At 65.3% G+C, this 19,472-nt stretch carries 20 protein-coding genes; 10 read left to right on the top strand and 10 right to left on the bottom strand.

Annotation, left to right across the window (positions count from 1 at the left end; genetic code table 11):
- Positions 1-65: 65 nt before the first annotated feature.
- From CK489_RS04720 to CK489_RS04740, 5 genes are all read left to right on the top strand, one after another.
- A complete protein-coding gene (locus tag CK489_RS04720) occupies positions 66-1,145 on the top strand; it encodes a ligase-associated DNA damage response exonuclease (RefSeq protein ID WP_095731911.1) in 1,080 nt (359 codons plus the stop codon).
- On the top strand, positions 1,142-2,794 hold the full coding sequence (locus CK489_RS04725) for a cisplatin damage response ATP-dependent DNA ligase (protein WP_095731467.1): 1,653 nt from the start codon (positions 1,142-1,144) through the stop codon (positions 2,792-2,794). The genes CK489_RS04720 and CK489_RS04725 overlap by 4 nt, the downstream gene beginning before the upstream one ends.
- A gap of 97 nt (positions 2,795-2,891) precedes the next feature.
- Positions 2,892-3,197, top strand: a complete 306-nt coding sequence (locus CK489_RS04730) for a DUF6460 domain-containing protein (RefSeq protein ID WP_050632008.1) — start codon at positions 2,892-2,894, stop codon at positions 3,195-3,197.
- Between the two features lie 22 nt (positions 3,198-3,219).
- Entirely contained in the window at positions 3,220-3,954 is a 735-nt protein-coding gene (locus tag CK489_RS04735; RefSeq protein ID WP_050632005.1) for an MBL fold metallo-hydrolase, read from the top strand.
- Between the two features lie 120 nt (positions 3,955-4,074).
- On the top strand, positions 4,075-5,418 hold the full coding sequence (locus tag CK489_RS04740) for an MATE family efflux transporter (RefSeq protein WP_050632004.1): 1,344 nt from the start codon (positions 4,075-4,077) through the stop codon (positions 5,416-5,418).
- Here the strand turns inward: CK489_RS04740 and CK489_RS04745 are convergent.
- Together CK489_RS04745 and CK489_RS04750 are read right to left on the bottom strand one after the other, a co-directional pair.
- A complete protein-coding gene (locus CK489_RS04745; protein WP_095731468.1) occupies positions 5,390-6,487 on the bottom strand; it encodes a quinone-dependent dihydroorotate dehydrogenase in 1,098 nt (365 codons plus the stop codon). The two genes, CK489_RS04740 and CK489_RS04745, sit on opposite strands and share 29 nt — an antisense overlap.
- The gene (locus CK489_RS04750; protein ID WP_198960831.1) at positions 6,484-6,828 is read right to left on the bottom strand and encodes a DUF952 domain-containing protein; all 345 of its coding nucleotides are present in this window, start codon (positions 6,826-6,828) and stop codon (positions 6,484-6,486) included. Before CK489_RS04750 ends, CK489_RS04745 begins: the two co-directional genes overlap by 4 nt.
- A 200-nt stretch (positions 6,829-7,028) precedes the next feature.
- Between CK489_RS04750 and CK489_RS04755 the strand changes: the two genes are divergently transcribed.
- A complete protein-coding gene (locus CK489_RS04755) occupies positions 7,029-7,682 on the top strand; it encodes a S24 family peptidase (RefSeq protein WP_050632001.1) in 654 nt (217 codons plus the stop codon).
- A gap of 165 nt (positions 7,683-7,847) precedes the next feature.
- Here the strand turns inward: CK489_RS04755 and CK489_RS04760 are convergent, their stop codons facing one another.
- From CK489_RS04760 to CK489_RS04785, 6 genes are all read right to left on the bottom strand, one after another.
- Positions 7,848-8,633 (bottom strand): class II aldolase/adducin family protein, encoded by a 786-nt coding sequence (locus tag CK489_RS04760; protein ID WP_245350257.1) that lies wholly within the window; start codon positions 8,631-8,633, stop codon positions 7,848-7,850.
- Between the two features lie 311 nt (positions 8,634-8,944).
- Positions 8,945-10,585 carry a lysine--tRNA ligase gene (locus tag CK489_RS04765; protein ID WP_095731471.1) on the bottom strand — a complete coding sequence of 547 codons (1,641 nt, stop codon included), beginning with the start codon at positions 10,583-10,585 and terminating at the stop codon, positions 8,945-8,947.
- Between the two features lie 182 nt (positions 10,586-10,767).
- Positions 10,768-11,802, bottom strand: a complete 1,035-nt coding sequence (locus CK489_RS04770) for an ABC transporter substrate-binding protein (protein WP_095731912.1) — start codon at positions 11,800-11,802, stop codon at positions 10,768-10,770.
- 91 nt (positions 11,803-11,893) lie between these two features.
- A complete protein-coding gene (locus CK489_RS04775; RefSeq protein ID WP_050629614.1) occupies positions 11,894-12,484 on the bottom strand; it encodes an SCO family protein in 591 nt (196 codons plus the stop codon).
- A gap of 18 nt (positions 12,485-12,502) precedes the next feature.
- Positions 12,503-12,658 (bottom strand): hypothetical protein, encoded by a 156-nt coding sequence (locus CK489_RS04780; protein ID WP_245350258.1) that lies wholly within the window; start codon positions 12,656-12,658, stop codon positions 12,503-12,505.
- A gap of 183 nt (positions 12,659-12,841) precedes the next feature.
- Positions 12,842-13,309 carry a hypothetical protein gene (locus CK489_RS04785; protein ID WP_050629612.1) on the bottom strand — a complete coding sequence of 156 codons (468 nt, stop codon included), beginning with the start codon at positions 13,307-13,309 and terminating at the stop codon, positions 12,842-12,844.
- A 275-nt stretch (positions 13,310-13,584) separates the two neighbouring features.
- On the opposite strand from CK489_RS04785, the gene CK489_RS04790 reads away from it, so the two are divergent.
- On the top strand, positions 13,585-15,243 hold the full coding sequence (locus CK489_RS04790; protein ID WP_095731472.1) for an FAD-binding dehydrogenase: 1,659 nt from the start codon (positions 13,585-13,587) through the stop codon (positions 15,241-15,243).
- A gap of 111 nt (positions 15,244-15,354) precedes the next feature.
- Here CK489_RS04790 and CK489_RS04795 read toward each other — a convergent pair whose 3' ends face one another.
- Together CK489_RS04795 and CK489_RS04800 are read right to left on the bottom strand one after the other, a co-directional pair.
- Entirely contained in the window at positions 15,355-15,714 is a 360-nt protein-coding gene (locus CK489_RS04795) for a hypothetical protein (protein ID WP_094194082.1), read from the bottom strand.
- A gap of 281 nt (positions 15,715-15,995) precedes the next feature.
- The gene (locus tag CK489_RS04800; RefSeq protein ID WP_050629610.1) at positions 15,996-16,343 is read right to left on the bottom strand and encodes a winged helix-turn-helix transcriptional regulator; all 348 of its coding nucleotides are present in this window, start codon (positions 16,341-16,343) and stop codon (positions 15,996-15,998) included.
- Between the two features lie 105 nt (positions 16,344-16,448).
- Here CK489_RS04800 and CK489_RS04805 point away from each other — a divergent pair, with 105 nt between their 5' ends.
- The 3 genes from CK489_RS04805 to CK489_RS04815 all read left to right on the top strand — a co-directional run bounded on the left by CK489_RS04805 (position 16,449) and on the right by CK489_RS04815 (position 19,447).
- Entirely contained in the window at positions 16,449-17,918 is a 1,470-nt protein-coding gene (locus CK489_RS04805) for a CDGSH iron-sulfur domain-containing protein (RefSeq protein WP_095731473.1), read from the top strand.
- A gap of 80 nt (positions 17,919-17,998) precedes the next feature.
- A complete protein-coding gene (locus CK489_RS04810; protein WP_095731474.1) occupies positions 17,999-18,922 on the top strand; it encodes a CE1 family esterase in 924 nt (307 codons plus the stop codon).
- A gap of 174 nt (positions 18,923-19,096) precedes the next feature.
- Positions 19,097-19,447: a RidA family protein gene (locus tag CK489_RS04815; protein WP_028334578.1), complete on the top strand. Its 351-nt coding sequence runs from the start codon at positions 19,097-19,099 to the stop codon at positions 19,445-19,447.
- Positions 19,448-19,472: the final 25 nt, after the last annotated feature.

Consider the following 19,472-nt stretch of genomic DNA (forward strand, 5'->3'; position numbering starts at 1 on the left):
GGATGCGCCGGTCAAGCCCGCGCATGGCAATTAGATATCGCGGAATTGATGCCTATATGTCCGGCATGCGCCCGCAAGACATCCTGATGCCCGTTCCGGCCGGGCTTTGCTGCAAGCCCGGCGGCTTCCACATCGATCCAGTCAGGCCGGTCGAGCGGGCCCTGATCACGCACGGCCATTCCGACCATGCACGCCCCGGCCACGGCGCGGTTCTCGCGACCCAGGAAACGCTCGACATGATGCGGCTGCGCTATGGCGAGAATTTCGCCGGCTCGGTGCAGGCGGTCGCCTATGGCGAGGAGATCAGGCTCGGCGACGTCACGGTGACGTTTCACCCCGCCGGGCACGTGCTCGGTTCCGCCCAGATCTCCGTCACCTGCAAGAGCAGGCGCATCGTCGCCTCCGGCGATTACAAGGATGCGCGCGACCCGACCTGCGCACCATTCGAGCTGGTGCCCTGCGACGTCTTCATCACGGAGGCGACCTTTGGTCTGCCGGTGTTCCGCCATGGCGATGCCGCGGGTGAAGTGAACAAGCTGCTGGCATCGGTGAAGCTGTTTCCGGAGCGAGCGCACCTGGTCGGCGCCTATTCGCTCGGCAAGGCGCAGCGCGTGATCGCGCTGCTGCGCGAGGCCGGCTACGACGCGCCGATCTATCTGCATGGTGCGATGGAGAAGATCACTTACTATTACCAGGAGCGCGGCATTCCGCTCGGCGAGCTCAGGCCCGCGCGCGGCATGAAGAAGGCCGAGCTTGCCGGCACCATCACGCTGGCGCCGCCGAGCGCGACATCGGATGTCTGGACCCGGCGCTTTCCCGATCCGGTCACCGCCTTTGCGTCAGGCTGGATGCGCGTGCGCGCCCGGGCGCGGCAGGGCGGCGTCGAGCTGCCGCTGGTGATCTCGGATCATGCCGACTGGGACGGGCTGACGGCGACGATCGCCGCGACCGGCGCCGGCGATATCTGGGTCACGCACGGCCAGGAAGACGCGCTGGTGCATTGGTGCAAGAGCAAGGGCCTTGCCGCGCGGCCGCTCGATCTGGTCGGCTATGGCGACGAGGATGAAGGCGAGACCGCGGCAGTCACCGGCGAAGCCCAACCCGATGGCGAGGCACAGCCCGTCGGCGAGACCAGGAAGCCATGAACCGTTTTGCCGAATTGCTCGACCGGCTCGCCTACGAACCCGGCCGCAACAACAAGATCAGGCTGCTGGTCGGTTATTTCCGCGAGACCGAGGACCCCGACCGCGGCTACGCGCTGGCGGCGCTGACCGGCGCATTGTCGTTCAAGCACGCCAAACCGGGCTTGATCCGCGATCTGATCACCGAACGTGCCGACCCCGTGCTGTTCGGCTATTCCTATGACTACGTCGGCGATCTCTCGGAAACCGTCGCGCTGATGTGGCCGAAGGCTGAATTGCCGGGCCATAACAACCCGCCTCCTCCCAGCCTGACCGATGTCGTCACCACGTTGCGCACGCTCGGCAAGGCGGAGCTGCCCGCGCAGCTGGCGCGCTGGCTGGACGAGCTCGACGAGACCGGACGCTGGGCGCTCCTGAAACTCGTCACCGGCGCGATGCGGATCGGGATCTCGGCGCGGCTGGCGAAGACCGCCGCGGCCGCACTCGGCGATAAAGACCCGCACGAGATCGAGCTGATGTGGCCCGGGCTGTCACCGCCATATCTCGACCTGTTCGCCTGGCTCGAAGGCCGTGGCGACAAGCCGGTCAACAGCGATCCGACGCCGTTCCGACCGGTGATGCTGGCGCATGCGATCGAGGATAGCGACTTCGCCAATCTCGACGCCGCCGATTTCAGCGCGGAATGGAAGTGGGACGGCATCCGCGTGCAGGCCGTCGCCGGCCGCGACGCGCACGGTCACGTCCAGACGCGGCTCTATTCGCGCACCGGCGAGGACATCACCGGCAGCTTCCCCGACCTCGTGCCGTCGCTGCATCTGCCCGGCGCGATCGACGGCGAATTGCTGGTGCTGCGCGACGGTCGCGTGCAGACCTTCAACGTGCTGCAGCAGCGGCTGAACCGCAAAGTCGTCTCGCCGAAGCTGATCAAGGAATTCCCGATCCACCTGCGCGCCTACGACCTGCTCGGCGACGACGAGAGCGATCTGCGCGAGCTGCCGTTCACTGAACGGCGCGCGCATCTCGAAACCTTCGTCGCCAAGCTCGGCGATCCGCGCATCGACCTGTCGCCGACCGTCCCGTTCGCGAGCTGGCAAGAACTCGCCGCCGCGCGCGCCGATCCCAAGAGCGCCGGCGCCGGCGACGATGCCGACGCGGTCGAAGGCGTGATGCTGAAGCGGCGCGACGCGCCCTATCTGCCGGGGCGGCCGAAGGGCCCGTGGTGGAAATGGAAGCGCGATCCGCACATCATCGACGCGGTGCTGATGTATGCCCAGCGCGGCCACGGCAAGCGTTCGTCCTATTATTCCGACTACACGTTCGGGGTCTGGACCCGCGGCGATGCCGGCGACGAGCTGGTGCCGGTCGGCAAGGCCTATTTCGGCTTCACCGACGAGGAGCTGCTGCAGATCGACCGCTTCGTCCGCCGCAACACCACCGAGAAGTTCGGCCCGGTGCGGCATGTCGTGCATGAGCCGGACCAGGGGCTCGTGCTGGAGGTCGCGTTCGAAGGCTTGCAGCGCTCGCCACGGCACAAATCCGGCGTCGCGATGCGCTTTCCCCGCATCAGCCGGCTGCGCTGGGACAAGCCGCCGCGCGAAGCCGACCGGCTGGAGACACTTGAACGGATGTTAATCTCCATGACAGGAAGTTAAACCGGCAAGCCGCATGGCAGCCATTGATCGCGCTCCACGGGTTTCCCATGTGCTCCGCCGTGACCTATAATGCGGGCGATTCCGCCAGGAGATCATGATGCCAGACAACATCCGAGACTTGCCGGCCGGCCACAGTGACGGCCTGTACCGCTTTCTCGGCGGCTCGCCGCTGTCGGTGGCATTCCGGCTGATCCTGCTATCGATCCTGGTCGGCGTCGTGCTCGCCGCGATCGGCCTCGACCCGTGGAACATCCTCTACAGCATCCGCCGGCTGTTCCAGAGCATCTGGGATTTCGGCTTCGACGCGATCAACTGGGCCTGGCGCTATTTCCTGCTCGGCGCCGTGATCGTGATCCCGATCTGGCTGTTGTCGCGGCTGTTCGGCGCGCCGCGCGGCCGGTGATCCAACGGAAAGCCCGCAGCCGATGCAATTGCAATTTGTCGGCTGCGGCGATGCATTCGGCTCCGGCGGCCGGTTCAACACCTGCTTCCATGTCACCGGCGCGAGCGCCAATTTCCTGATCGACTGCGGCGCGTCCTCACTCCCGGCGCTGAAGCGGCTCGAGATCGATCGCAACGCGATCGACCTGATCCTGATCACGCATTTCCACGGCGATCACTTTGCCGGGCTGCCGTTCTTCCTGCTCGATGCGCAGTTCTCCCGCCGCACCCGGCCGCTGGTGATCGCGGGTCCTGAAGGCATCGAAACGAAACTGCCTGCGGTGATGGAGGTGATGTTTGAACACTCCTCCAGGACCAAGCAGCGCTTCGATTTGTCCGTCGTCACGCTCGCCCCGCAGGAACGATGCAGCTTCGGCGAGGTGACGGTGACGCCGTATCCTGTCGTGCACGGCGAATCCGGCGGACCGTTCCTCGCCTATCGCATCGAGGCGGAAGGCCGCACCGTCTGCTATAGCGCCGACACCGAGTGGACCGACGCGCTGATTCCGGCTGCGCAAGATGCCGATCTTTTCATCGCCGAAGCCTACACCTACGACAAGATGGTCAAGAACCATCTCAGCCTGAAGGCGCTCGAAGCGCATTTGCCCGCGATCAACGCCAAGCGCGTGGTCCTGACGCATATGAGCGACGACATGCTCGGCCGCGTCGAGGACCTGCCGTATGTGGCAGCGAGCGACGGCATGGTCGTGGCGTTCTGACGATACAATTGCTTCGTAAGTGGCCCAGCCCCCACGCCACCGCATTGCTCTGAGGACATTTCCAGCATGGCCGCGCAACGGATGACGCGATAGAAGCGTACATTCCTCACAATTGTAGCCATGCACGCCCCCGTTCACCAGAAGATCACCACCCGCCAGGTGTTCGCCATCGCCGGCCCCGCGATGGTCGCCAACCTGACGACGCCGCTGATCGGCATCGTCTCGACCACCGCGATCGGCCGCCTCGACGATGCGGCGCTGCTCGGCGGCGTGGCGATGGCCTCGGTGATCTTCGACTGCCTGTTCTGGCTGTTCGCCTTCCTGCGCATGAGCACGCTGGCCTTCACCGCGCAGGCACAAGGCGCCGGCGAGCCGCAGGAATATGCCGCGATCCTGGTGCGCGGTTTCATCGTCGCCGGCCTGATCGGGGCGGCGCTGATCGCGCTGCAGGTGCCGCTGGCCGCAATCACGTTCCAGCTGATGGGCGGCAGCGAAGGCGTCACGCGCGCGGCGAAAACCTATTTCATGATCCGGATCTGGTCGGCGCCGCTGGCGCTCGCCAACTACGTCATCCTGGGCTGGCTGGTCGGCCAGGCACGCGCCAATCTGGCGCTGGCGCTGCAGATCGTGATCAACATCATCAACATGATCGCGACCGTGCTGCTGGTGCAGGCCTATGGCGCCGGCATTGCCGGTGCCGCGATCGCCGCCGTGCTCGCCGAGACCGCCGGTTTCGTCGTCGGCATCGTCGTGGCGTGGCGGATCTCGCAAGGCGGCTTCGCCGTTCCCGCGGCCACGCTGTTCGATCGCGCCAAGCTGATGCGCATGCTCGCCGTCAACCGCGACATCATGGTCCGCACCGCGGCGCTGATCGCCGTGTTCCTGTTCTTCACCGCCAAGGGCGCGCGCGAGGGCGACGTCACGCTGGCAGCGAATTCGGTGCTGAACAACTTCCTCTTGGTGAGCGCCTTCTTCCTCGACGGCCTCGCCAACGCGGCCCAGCAGCTGTGCGGCCGCGCATACGGCGCGCGCGACGGACGCGGCTTCGCCGATTCGACCCGACTGGTGCTGCTGTGGGGCGTCGGCTTTGCGCTCGTGGTCTCGGTGCTGTTCGCGCTGTTCGGACCGGCGCTGATCAATCTGATGACGACCAGCGACGACGTGCGCCGCTATGCGCGCGACTTCCTGCTGTTCGTGATCCTGGCGCCGCTTCCCGGCGTGTTCGCCTTCGGCTTCGACGGCATCTATGTCGGCGCGACCTGGGCGCGCGAGATGCGCAATCTGATGCTGGCCTCGCTCGCGATCTTCCTCGCCACCTGGTGGGTGCTGAGCGGATACGGCAACACCGGCCTGTGGATTGCGCTGCTCGGCTTCTACGTCGCGCGCGGCGGCCTGCAAGGCCTGCGCTATCCGGCGATGCTGCGGAAGACGTTCGCTACCGCACCGGCCAATCCTCGGCCGTGATCGTCGCGGCATCGGCGCCGACGATTTCCGACAACGAGTCGCGCCCCGTCCGCAGCAGGGTCGAGGACAGATCGCGCTTGATGTCCTCGACCAGGCCGATGCCCTTGTAGACCAGCGAGGAATACAGCTGGATCAGGCTGGCCCCGGCACGGATCTTGGTCAGCGCGGCACCGCCGCTATCGATGCCGCCGACGCCGATCAGCGGAAACGCGCCTTCGACGCGAACATAGGTCTCGGCCACCATCCGCGTCGAGAGGCGGAACAGCGGGCGGCCCGACAGGCCGCCCTGTTCCTTGGCCCGGTTCTCCTCGCGCAAGGTCGACGGCCGCGCCAGCGTGGTGTTGGCGACGATCATGCCGTCGACGCGCCGCGAGCGCGCGATGTGCACGACGTCGTCGAGCTCGGTAAGGCTCAGATCCGGCGCGATCTTCAGCAGCACCGGCGAATCGCCGGCGTTCTTGCGCACGCGCTCGCGGGTATCGATCACCCGCGCCAGCAGATCATCGAGCGCCGCCGATTGCTGCAGATTGCGCAGGCCCGGCGTATTCGGCGAGGAGACGTTGACGGTGAAATAGCTCGCGACCGGGGCGAAGGTCTCGATCAGCTTCACATAGTCGGCAGTGCGGTCCTCCGAATCCTTGTTGGCCCCGACATTGACCCCGACGATGCCGCCACCGCCGGCGCGCGCGGCGAGCCGCCGCAGCACGGCTTCCGCGCCGTCATTGTTGAAGCCCATGCGGTTGATGACGGCCTCGTCGCGCTCCAGCCGAAACAGCCGCGGTCGCGGATTGCCGGCCTGCGGCTTCGGCGTCACCGAGCCGATCTCGACAAAGCCGAACCCGAGCCGCAGCAGCGCGTCGGGCACCTCGGCGCTCTTGTCGAAGCCCGCCGCCATGCCGATCGGGTTTGGAAAGTTCAGCCCGAAGGCACGCACCGCGAGCTTGGGATCATCCGGCCGCAGCCGGATCGGCGGCAGTAGCTTCAGGCCCTGGATCGCCATGCGATGGGCGTCCTCGGGATCGAACCAGCGCAGCAGCGGCAGCGAGAAGGCGTCGAAGGCACGGATCACGGCTTCAGCTCCGGAACGTCGTGGCCGCCGTCGGAGCGCGCGCGCAGGTTGAGGATTTCGACCACCGCGCCGAGATCGAGTTCGCCGTAGAGATGCGGAAACAGCTCGTCATTGCGCGACCGCTCCCAGCGCAGGGTATCGCCCAGTGCTTCAGCATCGACCGCAACCAGGAACAGGCCGGTTTGCCCGTGGTAGTGCTTACGCGCGGTCTCGGCCACCTGGGAGGCGGTGGAAAAATGGATGAAGCCGTCGCGATTGTCGTCCGGACTGCCCCGGTAGACGCCCTGCCGCTCGGCCTCGCGCCAGGCCGAAGCGGGGGTGATTTTATAGATCATGGGCACGGCCCGGCCTTCCCTTTTGTCCTTGAGTCTCTTGGGGTTTTATCCGGATTTGAGGGGAAATGCCCCAGACGCCAACTGGCGAGCGAGGGACCGTATCGGCGGCGGCGGCGCAACTCAAGCGGCGCCGGGACACACCGCACGGCGGATTTGCGAAAACGCCGGGTTTCAGGTAATAATTCCTACCATCCGGGGTATCCTCGATGGCCAAACAGCCCAAAGCCGCCCGCCCGCTGACTCACGCGCAGGTCTGGGCCGCGCTCGACCGGCTCGCCGAACGCGCCGGCCTGTCGCCGTCCGGCCTTGCCAAGCAGTCAGGTCTCGATCCCACCACCTTCAACAAGTCCAAGCGCGTCACCGGCGACGGGCGCGAGCGCTGGCCGTCGACCGAATCGCTCTCCAAAGCGCTGGCCGCGAGCAATGCCAGCATGGAGACCTTCGTGCAGTTGCTCGGCGACGGTCCGCGCGGCGGCCAGTCGGTGCCGTTGCTCGGCTTCGCACAGGCCGGCGTCGGCGGCTATTTCGACGACTCAGGCTTTCCCGCCGGCAAGGGCTGGGACGAAGTCGCGCTGCCTACAACCACCGACGAGCACGCCTACGCGCTGGAAATCGAAGGCGACGCGATGAAGCCGACCTATCGCGAAGGCGACATCATCGTGGTGTCGCCGGCGACCGCGATCCGCCGCGGCGACCGCGTCGTGGTGCGCACCACCGGCGGCGAGGTGATGGTGAAGGAACTGAAGCGCCGCACCGGCAAGGTGCTGGAGCTCGCCTCGCTCAATCCGGAGCATCCCGACCGCATGCTCGATGCCGAGGAAGTCGCGTGGATCGCGCGCGTGGTGTGGGCGAGCCAGTAGCTGCGGCGATTCAGTCGCCATCTTCGTCGTCCCGGCGTAGGCCGGGACCCATAACCACCGCTCATTATGCTTGAGCACGCTGGGGCCACAGCGCGCTTCAACAACCCGATCCTGTGGTTATGGGTCCCGGCTTTCGCCGGGACGACAGCGGAGTTTGACGCGAACTTACGTCGCGTAGTCCGGCTCCTTGCGGTCCAGCATCCGCTTCAGCGCATCGAAGTGCCGCTGTGCCGGGCTCGGGCCGCTGTAGAGGTGGTCGTCGCGGAAATCGCGCTTGGTCTTCTCCACCACATGCTGCGGCAATTGCTTGAGCGGCTGCTGGGTCCACATCGCGTAGATCTGAACCTGCGCGGCGCGCTCGATGTAATAGAGCCGGTCATAGGCATCGGCGACGGTCGCGCCGACGGTCGAGATGCCGTGATTGGCCATGAACAAAATGGTCTTGTTGCCGATTACCTTGGCGAGCCGCGCGCCTTCCTCGGGATCGAGCGCGGGGCCGGTGTAGAGATCGTCATAGGCGATCGCCTCCGACAGTCCGACCTCGGTCTGGCCGATCTCCTTGATGCGCGGATCCTCGAGCCGCGTCAGCGCGCTCGCATAGGGCATATGCGTGTGGAACACCGCCTTGGCCTGCGGCAGCGCCTTGTGGATCGGCGCATGGATGCAATAGCAGGAACGCTCGACCTCGCCCTCGCCGCGCTTCACCTCGGCATCGTCGATGCCGACCTCCATGAAGGACGACGCGGTGACCTCCGACCAGTGCATGCCGAACGGGATCTGGTAGTAGCGGTCGCTGCGGCCGGGCACCACGAAGGTGAGATGGTTGAAGATGCCTTCGGAAAAGCCGTGGATGTAAGCGAGCCGATGCGCCGCCGCGAGATCGACCCGCGCCTGCCATTCCTCGGCGCTCGAACTGTCCTGCAGCGATGTCGGCGAAACCCTGAACTGCATGCGCATGCTCCCATCTGTGCCGGCCGCTCGACGGCGGCCGTGCTGATTTTGTGGAGCGAGTGTAGCGCAGTCCGGCAGCGGCCCGGCTGAAATTGCAGCAGGACAGCCATCCGGTTTTTGCGGCCTCGGCGCAATCACGACCAAGGCAAGTAAGCCGCTGCAGGCGCCTCAACTTCCGCCGTCGTCCCGGCCTTGAGCCGGGACCCATAACCACTGATCATCGTATGTCGCGGCGCTGGTGCCACAGCTTGCCTTAACGACGGCGGCCTGTGGTTATGGGTCCCTGCTTTCGCAGGGACGACAGCGGCAAACTACGACGACCGCGCGAGCGCGCCGTCGATCATGTTGACCGCGTTCTGCACGCCGTAGACCGCGACGAAGGAGCCGAAGCGCGGGCCCTTCTCCTGGCCGAGCAGCACCTGGTAGAGCATGTTGAACCAGTCGAGCGAGACGCCGGGACGGCCGTCCTTGCCCTTCTTGACCATGTCGAGGAACGGCTCGCGGCGGCCGATTTCGTAGACCACGTTCTGGATGTCTTCCGCGGTCGCATCCGCCGGCATGTTGGCGAGCGCATCGCGCAGGTCTTGCAATGCGGCGCGTTCGCCGTCGGTCGGCTCGCGGAACTGCTTGGTCGGCGCCACGAAGTCGCGATAGTAGTTGATGGCGTAGCCGACCATCGCGTCCAGCTTCGGATGGGTCTGCGGCGTCACGCCCGGACGATAGCGGCCGATGAAGCCCCACAGCGTCTCGGCATTCTCCGCGTTCGACGATGACACCAGCGTCAGCAGCAGCTGGAAGGTGACGGGCATGTCGGCCTGCGGCGGCTTGCCGGAATGGATGTGCCAGACCGGATTTTGCAGCTGCTGGCGCGCCTCCTGCCGGGTGAAGCCGTCGAGGAACTGCTGGTAGTCGTCGACATTGCGCGGGATGACGTCGAAATAGAGCCGCTTCGCCGCCTTGGGCTCGCGGTACATGAACAGCGACAGCGATTCCGGCGAGGCGTAGCGCAGCCATTCGTCGATGGTCAGGCCATTGCCCTTCGACTTCGAGATCTTCTGGCCCTTCTCGTCGAGGAACAGTTCGTAGTTGAAGCCTTCCGGCGGCGTGCCGCCGAGCGCCGCGCAGATCTTGGCCGACAGCTTCACCGAATCGATCAGGTCCTTGCCGGCCATTTCATAGTCGACGCCGAGCGCGTACCAGCGCATCGCCCAGTCCGGCTTCCATTGCAGCTTGCAGCGGCCGCCGGTGACGGGAACGGTGACGGTCTCCTTGGTGTCGGGATCTTCATAGGAGATCGTGCCGGCCTTGGCGTCATGCGCGGTCACCGGCACGTAGAGCACGAGGCCGGTGCGCGGGCAGATCGGCAGGAACGGCGAGTAGCTCGCGGCGCGCTCCTCGCGCAGCGAGGGCAGCATGATCGCCATCACCTTCTCGATCCGCTCCAGCATGCGCAGCAGCGCGGCGTCGAACCGGCCCGAGGTGTAGTACTCGGTCGAGCTTGCGAACTCGTAGTCGAAGCCGAACTGGTCGAGGAAGGCGCGCAGCCGCGCATTGTTGTGCTGGCCGAAGCTCGGATGGGTGCCGAACGGATCGGGCACCTTGGTCAGCGGCTTGCCGAGATGCTGTTGCAGCAGCTCCTTGTTCGGCACGTTGTCCGGCACCTTGCGCAGGCCGTCCATGTCGTCGGAGAAGGCGAGCAGCCGCGTCTTGATCTTGTCCTCGGTGAGCACGCGGAAGGCATGGCGCACCATGGTGGTGCGCGCGACCTCGCCGAAGGTGCCGATATGCGGCAGGCCCGAGGGGCCGTAGCCGGTCTCGAACAGCACCTCGTCCTTGGGATTTTTCTTCAGCCGCGCCACAATCGCTTTCGCCTGCTCGAACGGCCAGGCGTTGGATTGTTCGGCGAGCGCCCGCAGGTCGCTCGGGCTGGCGGCAGGATCAATCACGGACATTCTTCAGGCTTTCTCCAAAAAGGCCGCGAAAACTAACGCTTTCGCGGCAAAATGCAAAGTTTCGGGCCAACTCTCCCCAAACTGTCATTGCGAGGAGCAAAGCGACGAAGCAATCCATCTATCCTCGCGGTGAGGCATGGATTGCTTCGCTTCGCTCGCAATGACGCGGATCGTGCAGGGCGTCAGAACGGGCTGATCGAGAAATAGCGCAGCCACAGATCGGTGAAGCGGCCTTTTTCCCAGATCCGGAACAGCGCCCAGTTCAGCGACTGCCGCAGCAGGTCGTTGCCCTTGCGCACCGCGATGCCGACGCCCTCGCCGAAATAGCGGCTCTCGACGAAGGGGCCGCCCGAAAACGCGCAGCATTCGGCGGAATCGGTGCCGTTGATCCAGAACGCCAGCGAGATCGCATCGCCAAAGATGAAGTCGACCTCGCCGCGGCGCAGTGCCGCGCGTAGCGTGTCGTTATCCGGATAGGAATGGATCTCGGCGTCGGTGAACATCGCCTTGAGGTAGGCCTCGTGCGAGGTGCCACCGATGACGCCGACCTTCTTGCCCTCGAGATATTCCGGGCGGATTTCCGGCATCACGTTGTCGCGGCGTGACACGAAGCGCGCCGGCGCGCGGTAATAGGGATCGGTGAAATCGACCTTGGCGCGCAGCTGCGGCGTCACGGCCATCGAGGCGATGATGGCATCGCCCCGGTTGGTGGCGAGCGCATCGATCAGGGTCTCGAAGCGCCGCATCTGGATGGTGCAGGTGACCTTGATCTCGTCGCACAGCGCGCGCGCCAGATCGACGTTGAAGCCGGCCGGATTGCCGTCGGGGCCGGTGAAGTTGAACGGCGGATAGTCGGTCTCGGTCAGGAAGCGGATCACGGTGAGCCGCGACAGGTCCGGCCGATCCGGCCGCCGCCGGGGGTCCCAGAAGCCAGGCACGGCCTGCGGCGCGGCCTCGGTCGCCCTGGCCGGCTGGTTCGGCGCCGATGGGGTGGCAGCCGATGGGGGCGTCGCGGGCGCCACCGGTGCAGGCGCGGGCCTTGCAGGCAAGGCCGGTGCGGGGGCCGGCTTGGCGGCGGGTGCCTGAGGCGCCGATGCGGGAGGCGTCTGAGCGACCGCTGGGCCGGCCATCGCCAGCACCGCAGCCGCCATCATTGCCGCGGCCAGGCGAAGCTGGCGCGAGCGGACGGCAAAGGGCTGGGCGGGCTGATTTGGCATAACCGGCAATATCAGGAAATTGAACGGCTTATAGACCATCCGGCGCCCGATGCGAGCGCCGAATAGGTTAATTCTGAACCGGAAATGGCGGTCAGAGATACCGCTTGAGATCGGCAGCCGCCTCTTCCGGCGTCCGTTTCAGATTGAACGGCGCGACAAAATGGCCGTCGCGATCCATCAGATAGATCAGCGCGGTGTGATCCATCGTGTAGTCGCCATCCTTCAGCGGCACCTTCTTGGCGTAGACGCGATAGCTCGACAGCACCTTGGCGATCGCGGTGGGATCGCCGGTCAGGCCCTTGAGGTGCGGATCGAAGCTCGACAGGTAGTCCTTCATCGCCGTGGCGGTGTCGCGTTCCGGATCGACCGAGACGAAATAGGCGTTCACTCGATCGGCGTCCTTGCCCATCGCCTTCAGGACCTCGGAAATCTCGAACAGCGAGGTCGGGCAGATGTCCGGGCAATGGGTGAAGCCGAAGAAGATCAGCGTCGGCTTGCCCTGGAGGTTCTTGTCGGTGACGGTCTGTCCGGCCTGGTCGGTGAGCTGGAACGGCCCGCCGATCGCCGCCGGCGCGGCGACGGTGCGCAAGCCGCCGACTGCCCACAGCATGAGGAACAGGCCGACCGCCAGACTGCCCGCGAAGGCAGCGAAGATCACCAATGGGCGCGTGGTCCGGGGCATGATGCGGGGACGTCCTTGTCAGAAGCAGGCGGAGATGCCGGCCGTGATCATTTCGAAAAACACCGCGGTCCCGTAGTGGAACCAGAGCGCGGCGGCAGCGAGCAAGGCCAATACGCCGATGCCGGCGGCGCCCCACAGGATCATGGACGCCACCCGGCCCTGCGGAGCCGTCACGAGCTCGGATCGGGTGGAGATCGGCTGAACCATGCGGTTGAGATAAGCCGGGTTCCCCCGAGCAGCAAGCGCAATGGCGGTCGCAGGCCGTCAAATGATAGCGAGCCGATTTTCGTTGCCTGTCCCGTCATGCCCCAGGTTACCGGCCATGGCGAGAAACGACGTCAAGCCGAGATCGGCCGTTCAGTGCGCGGGTTTGGCCGCCAAGGCCTGGGCGTTGAGATAGCACGGCTTGTACAGCGCCTGCAGCTGCTTGCCCTGCAGGAAGATCATGCGCCGGGTCAGGCCGCCGCGATCGGTGATCCATTTGCGCACCGCCGGCGGGTACATCAGGTACAGCATATGGGTGGCTTCGGGATTGGGGACCGGGCGGCCGTTGTCGCCGTAATCCCAAGCGGCATGGAAGCCGAGACTGGCGTGTGAGGTCACACAGATCCGGTCGTGAGGAACCTTGCCGAGCACGATGGTGCAGGCCGAGGCGCACAGCCCGTCGATGATCACGGTCTCACCCGACGTGCGCAGGTCCTGATACTTGTCGACATACACGCCGATCTTGCCGCCGCGATCATCGGCGATCCTGACCACTGCTTGTGACGCCCCCATTCCCGCCAGCAGGAGAACCGCCGCGAGCAACCCCGTCATCAACTTCATTGGCCAGCCCCAGTCCAAACCGAATCTGTTGGTCTTGTGATGCAGACGGCGAGAGCGTGTTGCGAGACTGGATTTTTGTCCAGACGAGCGAAGCCGGTCAAAACAAAATCAAATTGGGTGTTGCGCGCGCGCTGCAGTGGCGTGAGGGAAAGGTCCCAAACTGGAACAACTTGCCGCAACCATTTGATGCGTCGCCGCCACAGGCAAGGTCCTTTTGGCGTTGACCGCGCACAACGCCACGGTCTTGAATCGCGGCGGGACGGGGGAAATCAAAAATGGCTGACGATGCAGATGTGATCGTGATCGGCGCCGGACTTGCCGGTCTGGTCGCCGCGACCGAGATCGCCGACGCCGGCAAGCGCGTCATCGTGCTCGATCAAGAAGGGGAACAAAGCATCGGCGGCCAGGCGTTCTGGTCGTTCGGCGGATTATTTCTGGTCGATTCGCCGGAACAGCGCCGGCTCGGCATCAAGGATTCCGCAGACCTCGCTCTGCAGGACTGGATGGGCACCGCGGGTTTCGATCGCGAAGAGGATCACTGGCCGCGCAAATGGGCGGAGGCCTATGTCGCGTTTGCGGCGGGCGAGAAACGCGACTGGTTGCGCGCGATGGGCCACCGCATCTTCCCGGTGGTCGGCTGGGCCGAGCGCGGCGGCTACGACGCAATGGGTCACGGCAATTCGGTGCCGCGCTTCCACGTCACCTGGGGGACCGGCCCCGGCATCGTCGAGCCATTCGAGCGCCGCGCGCGCGAGGCTGCGAAGAGCGGGCGGCTGGTGTTCAAGTTCCGCCATCGCGTCGATGCGCTCAACGTCAGCAACGGCACCGTCGACGGCGTCAGCGGCGTGATCCTGGAACCGACCTCTGTCGAGCGCGGCAAGAGTTCCTCGCGCGAAGTCGTCGGCGATTTCTCCCTGCGCGCGCAGGCAGTGATCGTCGCCTCCGGCGGCATCGGCGGCAATCATGACCTGGTGCGGCAGAACTGGCCGAAGCGGCTTGGCGAACCGCCGAAGTTCATGATCTCGGGCGTGCCCGAACATGTCGATGGCCGCATGATCGGAATCACCGAGCAGGCGGGCGGGCGGCTGATCAACCGCGACCGCATGTGGCACTATGTTGAGGGCATCCAGAACTGGAACCCGATCTGGCCGCGTCACGGCATCCGGATTCTTCCGGGGCCATCGTCGATGTGGTTCGACGCATCGGGCAAACGGCTGCCGGCACCGCTGTTCCCGGGCTCCGACACGCTCGGGCAACTGCATTACATCATGGGCACCGGCTACGATTATTCCTGGTTCATCCTGACCCAGAGCATCATCAAGAAGGAGTTCGCGCTCTCGGGCTCGGAGCAGAACCCTGACCTCACCGGAAAGAGCTGGCGCATGACGATCAAGCGCGCCACCAACAAGGGCGCGCCGGCGCCGGTGGAGGCGTTCAAGCAGCATGGCGCCGACTTCATCGTGCGCGACAACCTCGCCGACCTCGTCGGTGCCATGAACAAGCTCGCCGGCAACGACCTGTTGCAACTCGACGCCATCAGGACGCAGATCGAGGCGCGCGACCGCGAGATCACCAATCCCTATGTCAAGGATGCGCAGGTGATGAACCTGCACAATGCGCGTCGCTATATCGGCGACCGGCTGATCCGCACCGCGAAGCCGCACCGGATCCTCGATCCAGAGCACGGCCCGCTGATCGCGGTGAAGCTCAACATCCTGACCCGCAAGACGCTCGGCGGCTTCGAGACCGACCTCGATTCACGCGTGTTCGGCAACGATCGCCAGATCATCCGCGGGCTCTATGCGGCAGGCGAAGCCGCCGGCTTCGGCGGCGGCGGCGTACACGGCTATCGCTCGCTGGAGGGAACATTCCTCGGCGGCTGCCTGTTCTCGGGCCGCAACGCGGGGCGCGCGGCCGCGAAGGCGGTGGGCTGAGACAATCCCCTCGCCACGGAAGAGACGGCGAAACGAAAATGAAAAGGCCCGCCGGGTTTGAGCCGGCGGGCCCTTATCATTGAGTCCGAATTTCCTCAGCTATCCCAGCGCTCACGCCAGCTTGGTGAAGAGCGTGAGGATGCCGTTGCTGAGATTGACCGCAACAACCTGTGCCGAGCTCAGTCCCTTCGCCTTGAGCGCGGATGTCGCTTCCGTGGACGCGTCGATGGAACCCCGCAGGTTCTTCAGGTCTTCTTCGCTTGCCTTTGCGATGACAGCCTCGACCCTCGAGCGGACTTCGGGCTTCAATTCCTTGACGTCCACGACCTGTATGGTCTTGATCGTGGCGGGTTGCTCGGACTGGGCCTGCGGCGGCGTGTTCGGTTGCGTTCCCTGCGTTTGCGCCCAGGCAGGTGTTCCAAGCGAGAGCGCCGCAACGATGACGGATGCCGTAGAGATGCGCATGAGCATTCCTTGTGTTGATTGCCCCCAACACATCCCGCGACAACGAGCTTTCCTTGCTGATGGTTCCGGCCGAAAATCCGTTCTCCAAACCAGTTCCTATGAAAGTTGGGGAACCATCGCAGGGGCGCGGTCAAAATATCGAAAACAACCCCATGCAAAGCAGCCGGCCACGGCCGCGCTCGACCAACCGCCTTGACACGTCGGGCAACTCAGGGGCATAATTCTAATATTCAGAAATTGCGCGAAGTGTCCCTCGCCCTGCGGCCGCAACCCAATCTCATCTTGCCCTACTCCACCTCCGCGCTCGCGAAGCGCACGCCGAACGTGTCGGCGTTGGCCTCGCCCCAATCGTAGAGCGCCTGCAGCATCGGCTTCAGCATCTCGCCGCGCTTGGTCAGGCAGTAGCGCGAGGAGCCGCCGCCGCGCTCCTGCTTGACGAAGCCTGAGTTGCAGAGATCGCGCAGCCGTTCGGTCAACACCTTGTCGCTGAGCTGCGGGATGTCGTGACGCAATTCGCCATAGCGCATCGGCCGGACCTTGAGGCGGCTGAGGATCACGGTCTTCCATTTGCCGCTGAGCTGATCGATCGAGAACTCGACCGGGCAGCCATATTTGCGCTTGGTCTTGCGGATCATCGCAACTCTCCCGCGGCACTTTCCATCTGGTTCGTTGAGAGCCGCCATCGATCCATCTAAGCACGCTTCGCACGGGTTGGGCGAGCTTAGGGATCACTGCAACGCATGACAGACAACAATTCCGCCCAAGGCGCAAACCAAGGCCCAAATGACGAGCAACACAAGCGCAGGCGCATCATCGTCAGACGCAACGGGCCCTACGAACCCGAGCCCGGCATTGCGATCGTCGATCATCTCGGCGTGCCGGTTGCAGCCGAGGCGCCGGTGCGGCTGTGCCGCTGCGGACAATCGCAGACCAAACCGTTCTGCGACGACAGCCACGTCGCGCGCGGCTTCACCGACGCCAGGGATCCGCGGCGCGTGCCCGACAAGCGCGAGGTCTATGCCGGGCAGCAGGCCTATGTGTTCGACAATCGCGGCACCTGCGCGCATTCAGCCTTCTGCACCGACCGGCTCAACTCGGTGTTTCATCTCGGCGAGGAGCCGTTCATCGCGCCGAGCGGCGCGCGCCTCGATGATCTCATCAACGCGGTGCGCAGATGCCCATCGGGCGCGCTCGGGATCGGCATCGGTCCGGAGCGCGACGCCAACCTGTCCGACATCAACCGGCCGCCGCAGATCGAAATTTCGAAGGACGGGCCCTATCGCGTCACCGGCCATGTCGAGCTGGTCGATGAGGACGGGATGCCGATCGCCCGGAACGCCGGCGCGTCGCAGGAACATGCCAGCCTGTGCCGCTGCGGCGCGTCGCTGAACAAGCCGTTCTGCAGCGGCATGCACTGGAACGTCGCATTTCACGATCCCGTCCCCGATCCCTTGCGCGAGCCGACGCTGTTCGAATGGGCCGGCGGCTATCCGGCGCTGCTCGACATGACGCGCATCTTCTACAGCCGCTACGTGCCGGAGGATCCGCTGCTTGGCCCGCTGTTCGCCGAGATGTCGCCGGACCATCCCGAGCGGGTCGCGGCGTGGCTCAGCGAAGTGTTCGGCGGACCGCGCTTCTACACCGAACGCTATGGGGGCTATCGGCGGATGGTGTCGCAGCACATCGGCAAGGAGATCAGGCCGGAGCAGCGCGCGCTGTGGGCCACCTACATGGTGCAGAGCGCCGACGACGCCGGACTGCCGTCCGACCCGGAATTCCGCGCCGCCTTCGTCGCCTATATCGAATGGGGCTCGCGGATCGCGGTGGAGAATTCCGGCGCCGGAGCGACACCGCCGCCGAACATGCCGGTGCCGCGCTGGTGGTGGGTCTGCAACGCAACGCCGGCCGCGCGGCCGGCCGCGATCGCAGGCGATGCCCAGGCCGCGGACGAAACCGGCGTCGCGCTGCCCGGCCCCGGCGAGGCGGTGCAGTTCGAGCAGCACATCCGACCGCTGTTCCGGCCGATGGATCGCAGCTCGATGCTGTTCGCCTTCGACCTCTGGAAGGAGGAGGACGTCGCCCGGCACAGCCGGCAGATCCTCGCCCGCCTGGAGGCCGGCACCATGCCGTGCGACGGCGCCTGGCCGGCCGAACGGGTGGCGCTGTTCGCTCGCTGGGCCCACGCATCGAAAGCGCCGACCGGATCGTGACGCGACGATCGCGCAAGACTGGTTGAAGCGGTCTCGCCGGCGTGCTGCAATTGTCGCGGCAGGGTCGGGTTTCCGCGGCGATGCGACGACGTGCAATCGTAATGTTGGCTCTGGCCGGCGTCCTTGCCCTGGGCGTTGCGCCGGCGGCTGCGGATTCGCTCCTCGTCAACGGCACGACGCGAACATTCGTGCTGCAAGCTCCGGCAACCAGGCCCGCGCCGCTTGTCATCGTGCTGCACGGCAAGACCCAGAGCAGCGCCGACATGATGACACGGACGTCGTGGCCGCTGATCGCCAAGCGCGATGGCTTTGCCGTGGCCTATCCCGATGGATTGAACCACGCCTGGGCCGACTCCCGGCCGCACCAACGACGCGCCGGCAATCCGCCGCCCGAGGGCACCGACGACGTCGCCTTCATCACGCAGTTGATCGCAAAGCTCGTGGGCGACGGCACCGCCGATCCCAGGCGCATCTATGTCACCGGCATCTCCAATGGCGGCGCGATGGCGATGACACTCGTCTGCGAACGCGCCGATCTGTTCGCTGCCGCCGCCAGCGTGATCATGAACCTGACCGATGAATCCGCGCGCGCCTGCCGGCCGCAGCGACCGGTGCCGATGCTGCTGATGAACGGCACCGCCGATCCGCTGATCCCCGATCAGGGTGGACGCGGCACCAGCAGGTTCGCGGTCGACGGATTCTGGTCGACCGAACGGACCCTGCAATTCTGGCGGCGCACCAATGGCTGCGCGACCGGGGACGCCGCAACCACCGATCTGCCAGACCGCAATCCGTCCGATCAATCGACCGTCACGCGGATCGAAACGAACTGTCCGCAGGGACGTGACGTGGTGCTCTATCGCGTGAACGGCGGCGGTCACCGCATGCCCGGCAACTTCCCGGATGCGCATTTTGCTAAACTGGCCACCACACTGCTCGGCCCGCAGAATGGCGACATCGACGGCGCCGACACGATTTGGGCATTCTTCATGCGATTTCCGTGAGAGGTACGCTGCAAAATGCGCAGTGGCGGCGGTCGCCCCGACAGTATAGAGGTCTGCTTCTGATCAAATCAGAAACTCTCGATCTCTTGTTTTGACGCGTTTTCTTCACGCGAACTGCTAGCCACTTCGCTTGAAAACGCTATAGACATGCCCGCCATTCAAGTGGAGACCCAAATGAGCATTCAGCGTTTCGAAACCGGCCCGCGCATGAGCCAGGCCGTCGTTCACGGCAACACCGTCTATCTCGCGGGCGTCGTCGCCGGCAAGGCGGCGGGCGGCAGCGTCACCGACCAGACCAAGGATATCCTGTCGATCATCGACGGCCACCTCGCCAAGGCCGGCACCGACAAGTCGAAGCTGCTCAGCGCGACCATCTACATCACCGACATGAAGACGTTCCCGGAAATGAATGCGGTGTGGGATGGCTGGGTTTCCCAGGGCAATACCCCGGCTCGCGCCACCGTCGAGGCCAAGCTCGCGGCGCCGCAGTACAATGTCGAGATCATGGTCGTCGCGGCCAAGTAGGCGCGACATCGCGATGGACGTTCGA

The organism is Bradyrhizobium sp. UFLA03-84 (genome assembly GCF_002289535.1).
Classification (GTDB): domain Bacteria; phylum Pseudomonadota; class Alphaproteobacteria; order Rhizobiales; family Xanthobacteraceae; genus Bradyrhizobium; species Bradyrhizobium viridifuturi.

Coding starts and splice junctions, on each gene's coding strand:
- CK489_RS04720 (WP_095731911.1), top strand. CDS start 66: ATGCGCCCGCAAGACATCCTGATGCCCGTTCCGGCCGGGCTTTGCTGC.
- CK489_RS04725 (WP_095731467.1), top strand. CDS start 1,142: ATGAACCGTTTTGCCGAATTGCTCGACCGGCTCGCCTACGAACCCGGC.
- CK489_RS04730 (WP_050632008.1), top strand. CDS start 2,892: ATGCCAGACAACATCCGAGACTTGCCGGCCGGCCACAGTGACGGCCTG.
- CK489_RS04735 (WP_050632005.1), top strand. CDS start 3,220: ATGCAATTGCAATTTGTCGGCTGCGGCGATGCATTCGGCTCCGGCGGC.
- CK489_RS04740 (WP_050632004.1), top strand. CDS start 4,075: ATGCACGCCCCCGTTCACCAGAAGATCACCACCCGCCAGGTGTTCGCC.
- CK489_RS04755 (WP_050632001.1), top strand. CDS start 7,029: ATGGCCAAACAGCCCAAAGCCGCCCGCCCGCTGACTCACGCGCAGGTC.
- CK489_RS04760 (WP_245350257.1), bottom strand. CDS start 8,633: ATGCAGTTCAGGGTTTCGCCGACATCGCTGCAGGACAGTTCGAGCGCC.
- CK489_RS04765 (WP_095731471.1), bottom strand. CDS start 10,585: ATGTCCGTGATTGATCCTGCCGCCAGCCCGAGCGACCTGCGGGCGCTC.
- CK489_RS04770 (WP_095731912.1), bottom strand. CDS start 11,802: ATGCCAAATCAGCCCGCCCAGCCCTTTGCCGTCCGCTCGCGCCAGCTT.
- CK489_RS04775 (WP_050629614.1), bottom strand. CDS start 12,484: ATGCCCCGGACCACGCGCCCATTGGTGATCTTCGCTGCCTTCGCGGGC.
- CK489_RS04785 (WP_050629612.1), bottom strand. CDS start 13,309: ATGAAGTTGATGACGGGGTTGCTCGCGGCGGTTCTCCTGCTGGCGGGA.
- CK489_RS04790 (WP_095731472.1), top strand. CDS start 13,585: ATGGCTGACGATGCAGATGTGATCGTGATCGGCGCCGGACTTGCCGGT.
- CK489_RS04795 (WP_094194082.1), bottom strand. CDS start 15,714: ATGCTCATGCGCATCTCTACGGCATCCGTCATCGTTGCGGCGCTCTCG.
- CK489_RS04800 (WP_050629610.1), bottom strand. CDS start 16,343: ATGATCCGCAAGACCAAGCGCAAATATGGCTGCCCGGTCGAGTTCTCG.
- CK489_RS04805 (WP_095731473.1), top strand. CDS start 16,449: ATGACAGACAACAATTCCGCCCAAGGCGCAAACCAAGGCCCAAATGAC.
- CK489_RS04810 (WP_095731474.1), top strand. CDS start 17,999: ATGCGACGACGTGCAATCGTAATGTTGGCTCTGGCCGGCGTCCTTGCC.
- CK489_RS04815 (WP_028334578.1), top strand. CDS start 19,097: ATGAGCATTCAGCGTTTCGAAACCGGCCCGCGCATGAGCCAGGCCGTC.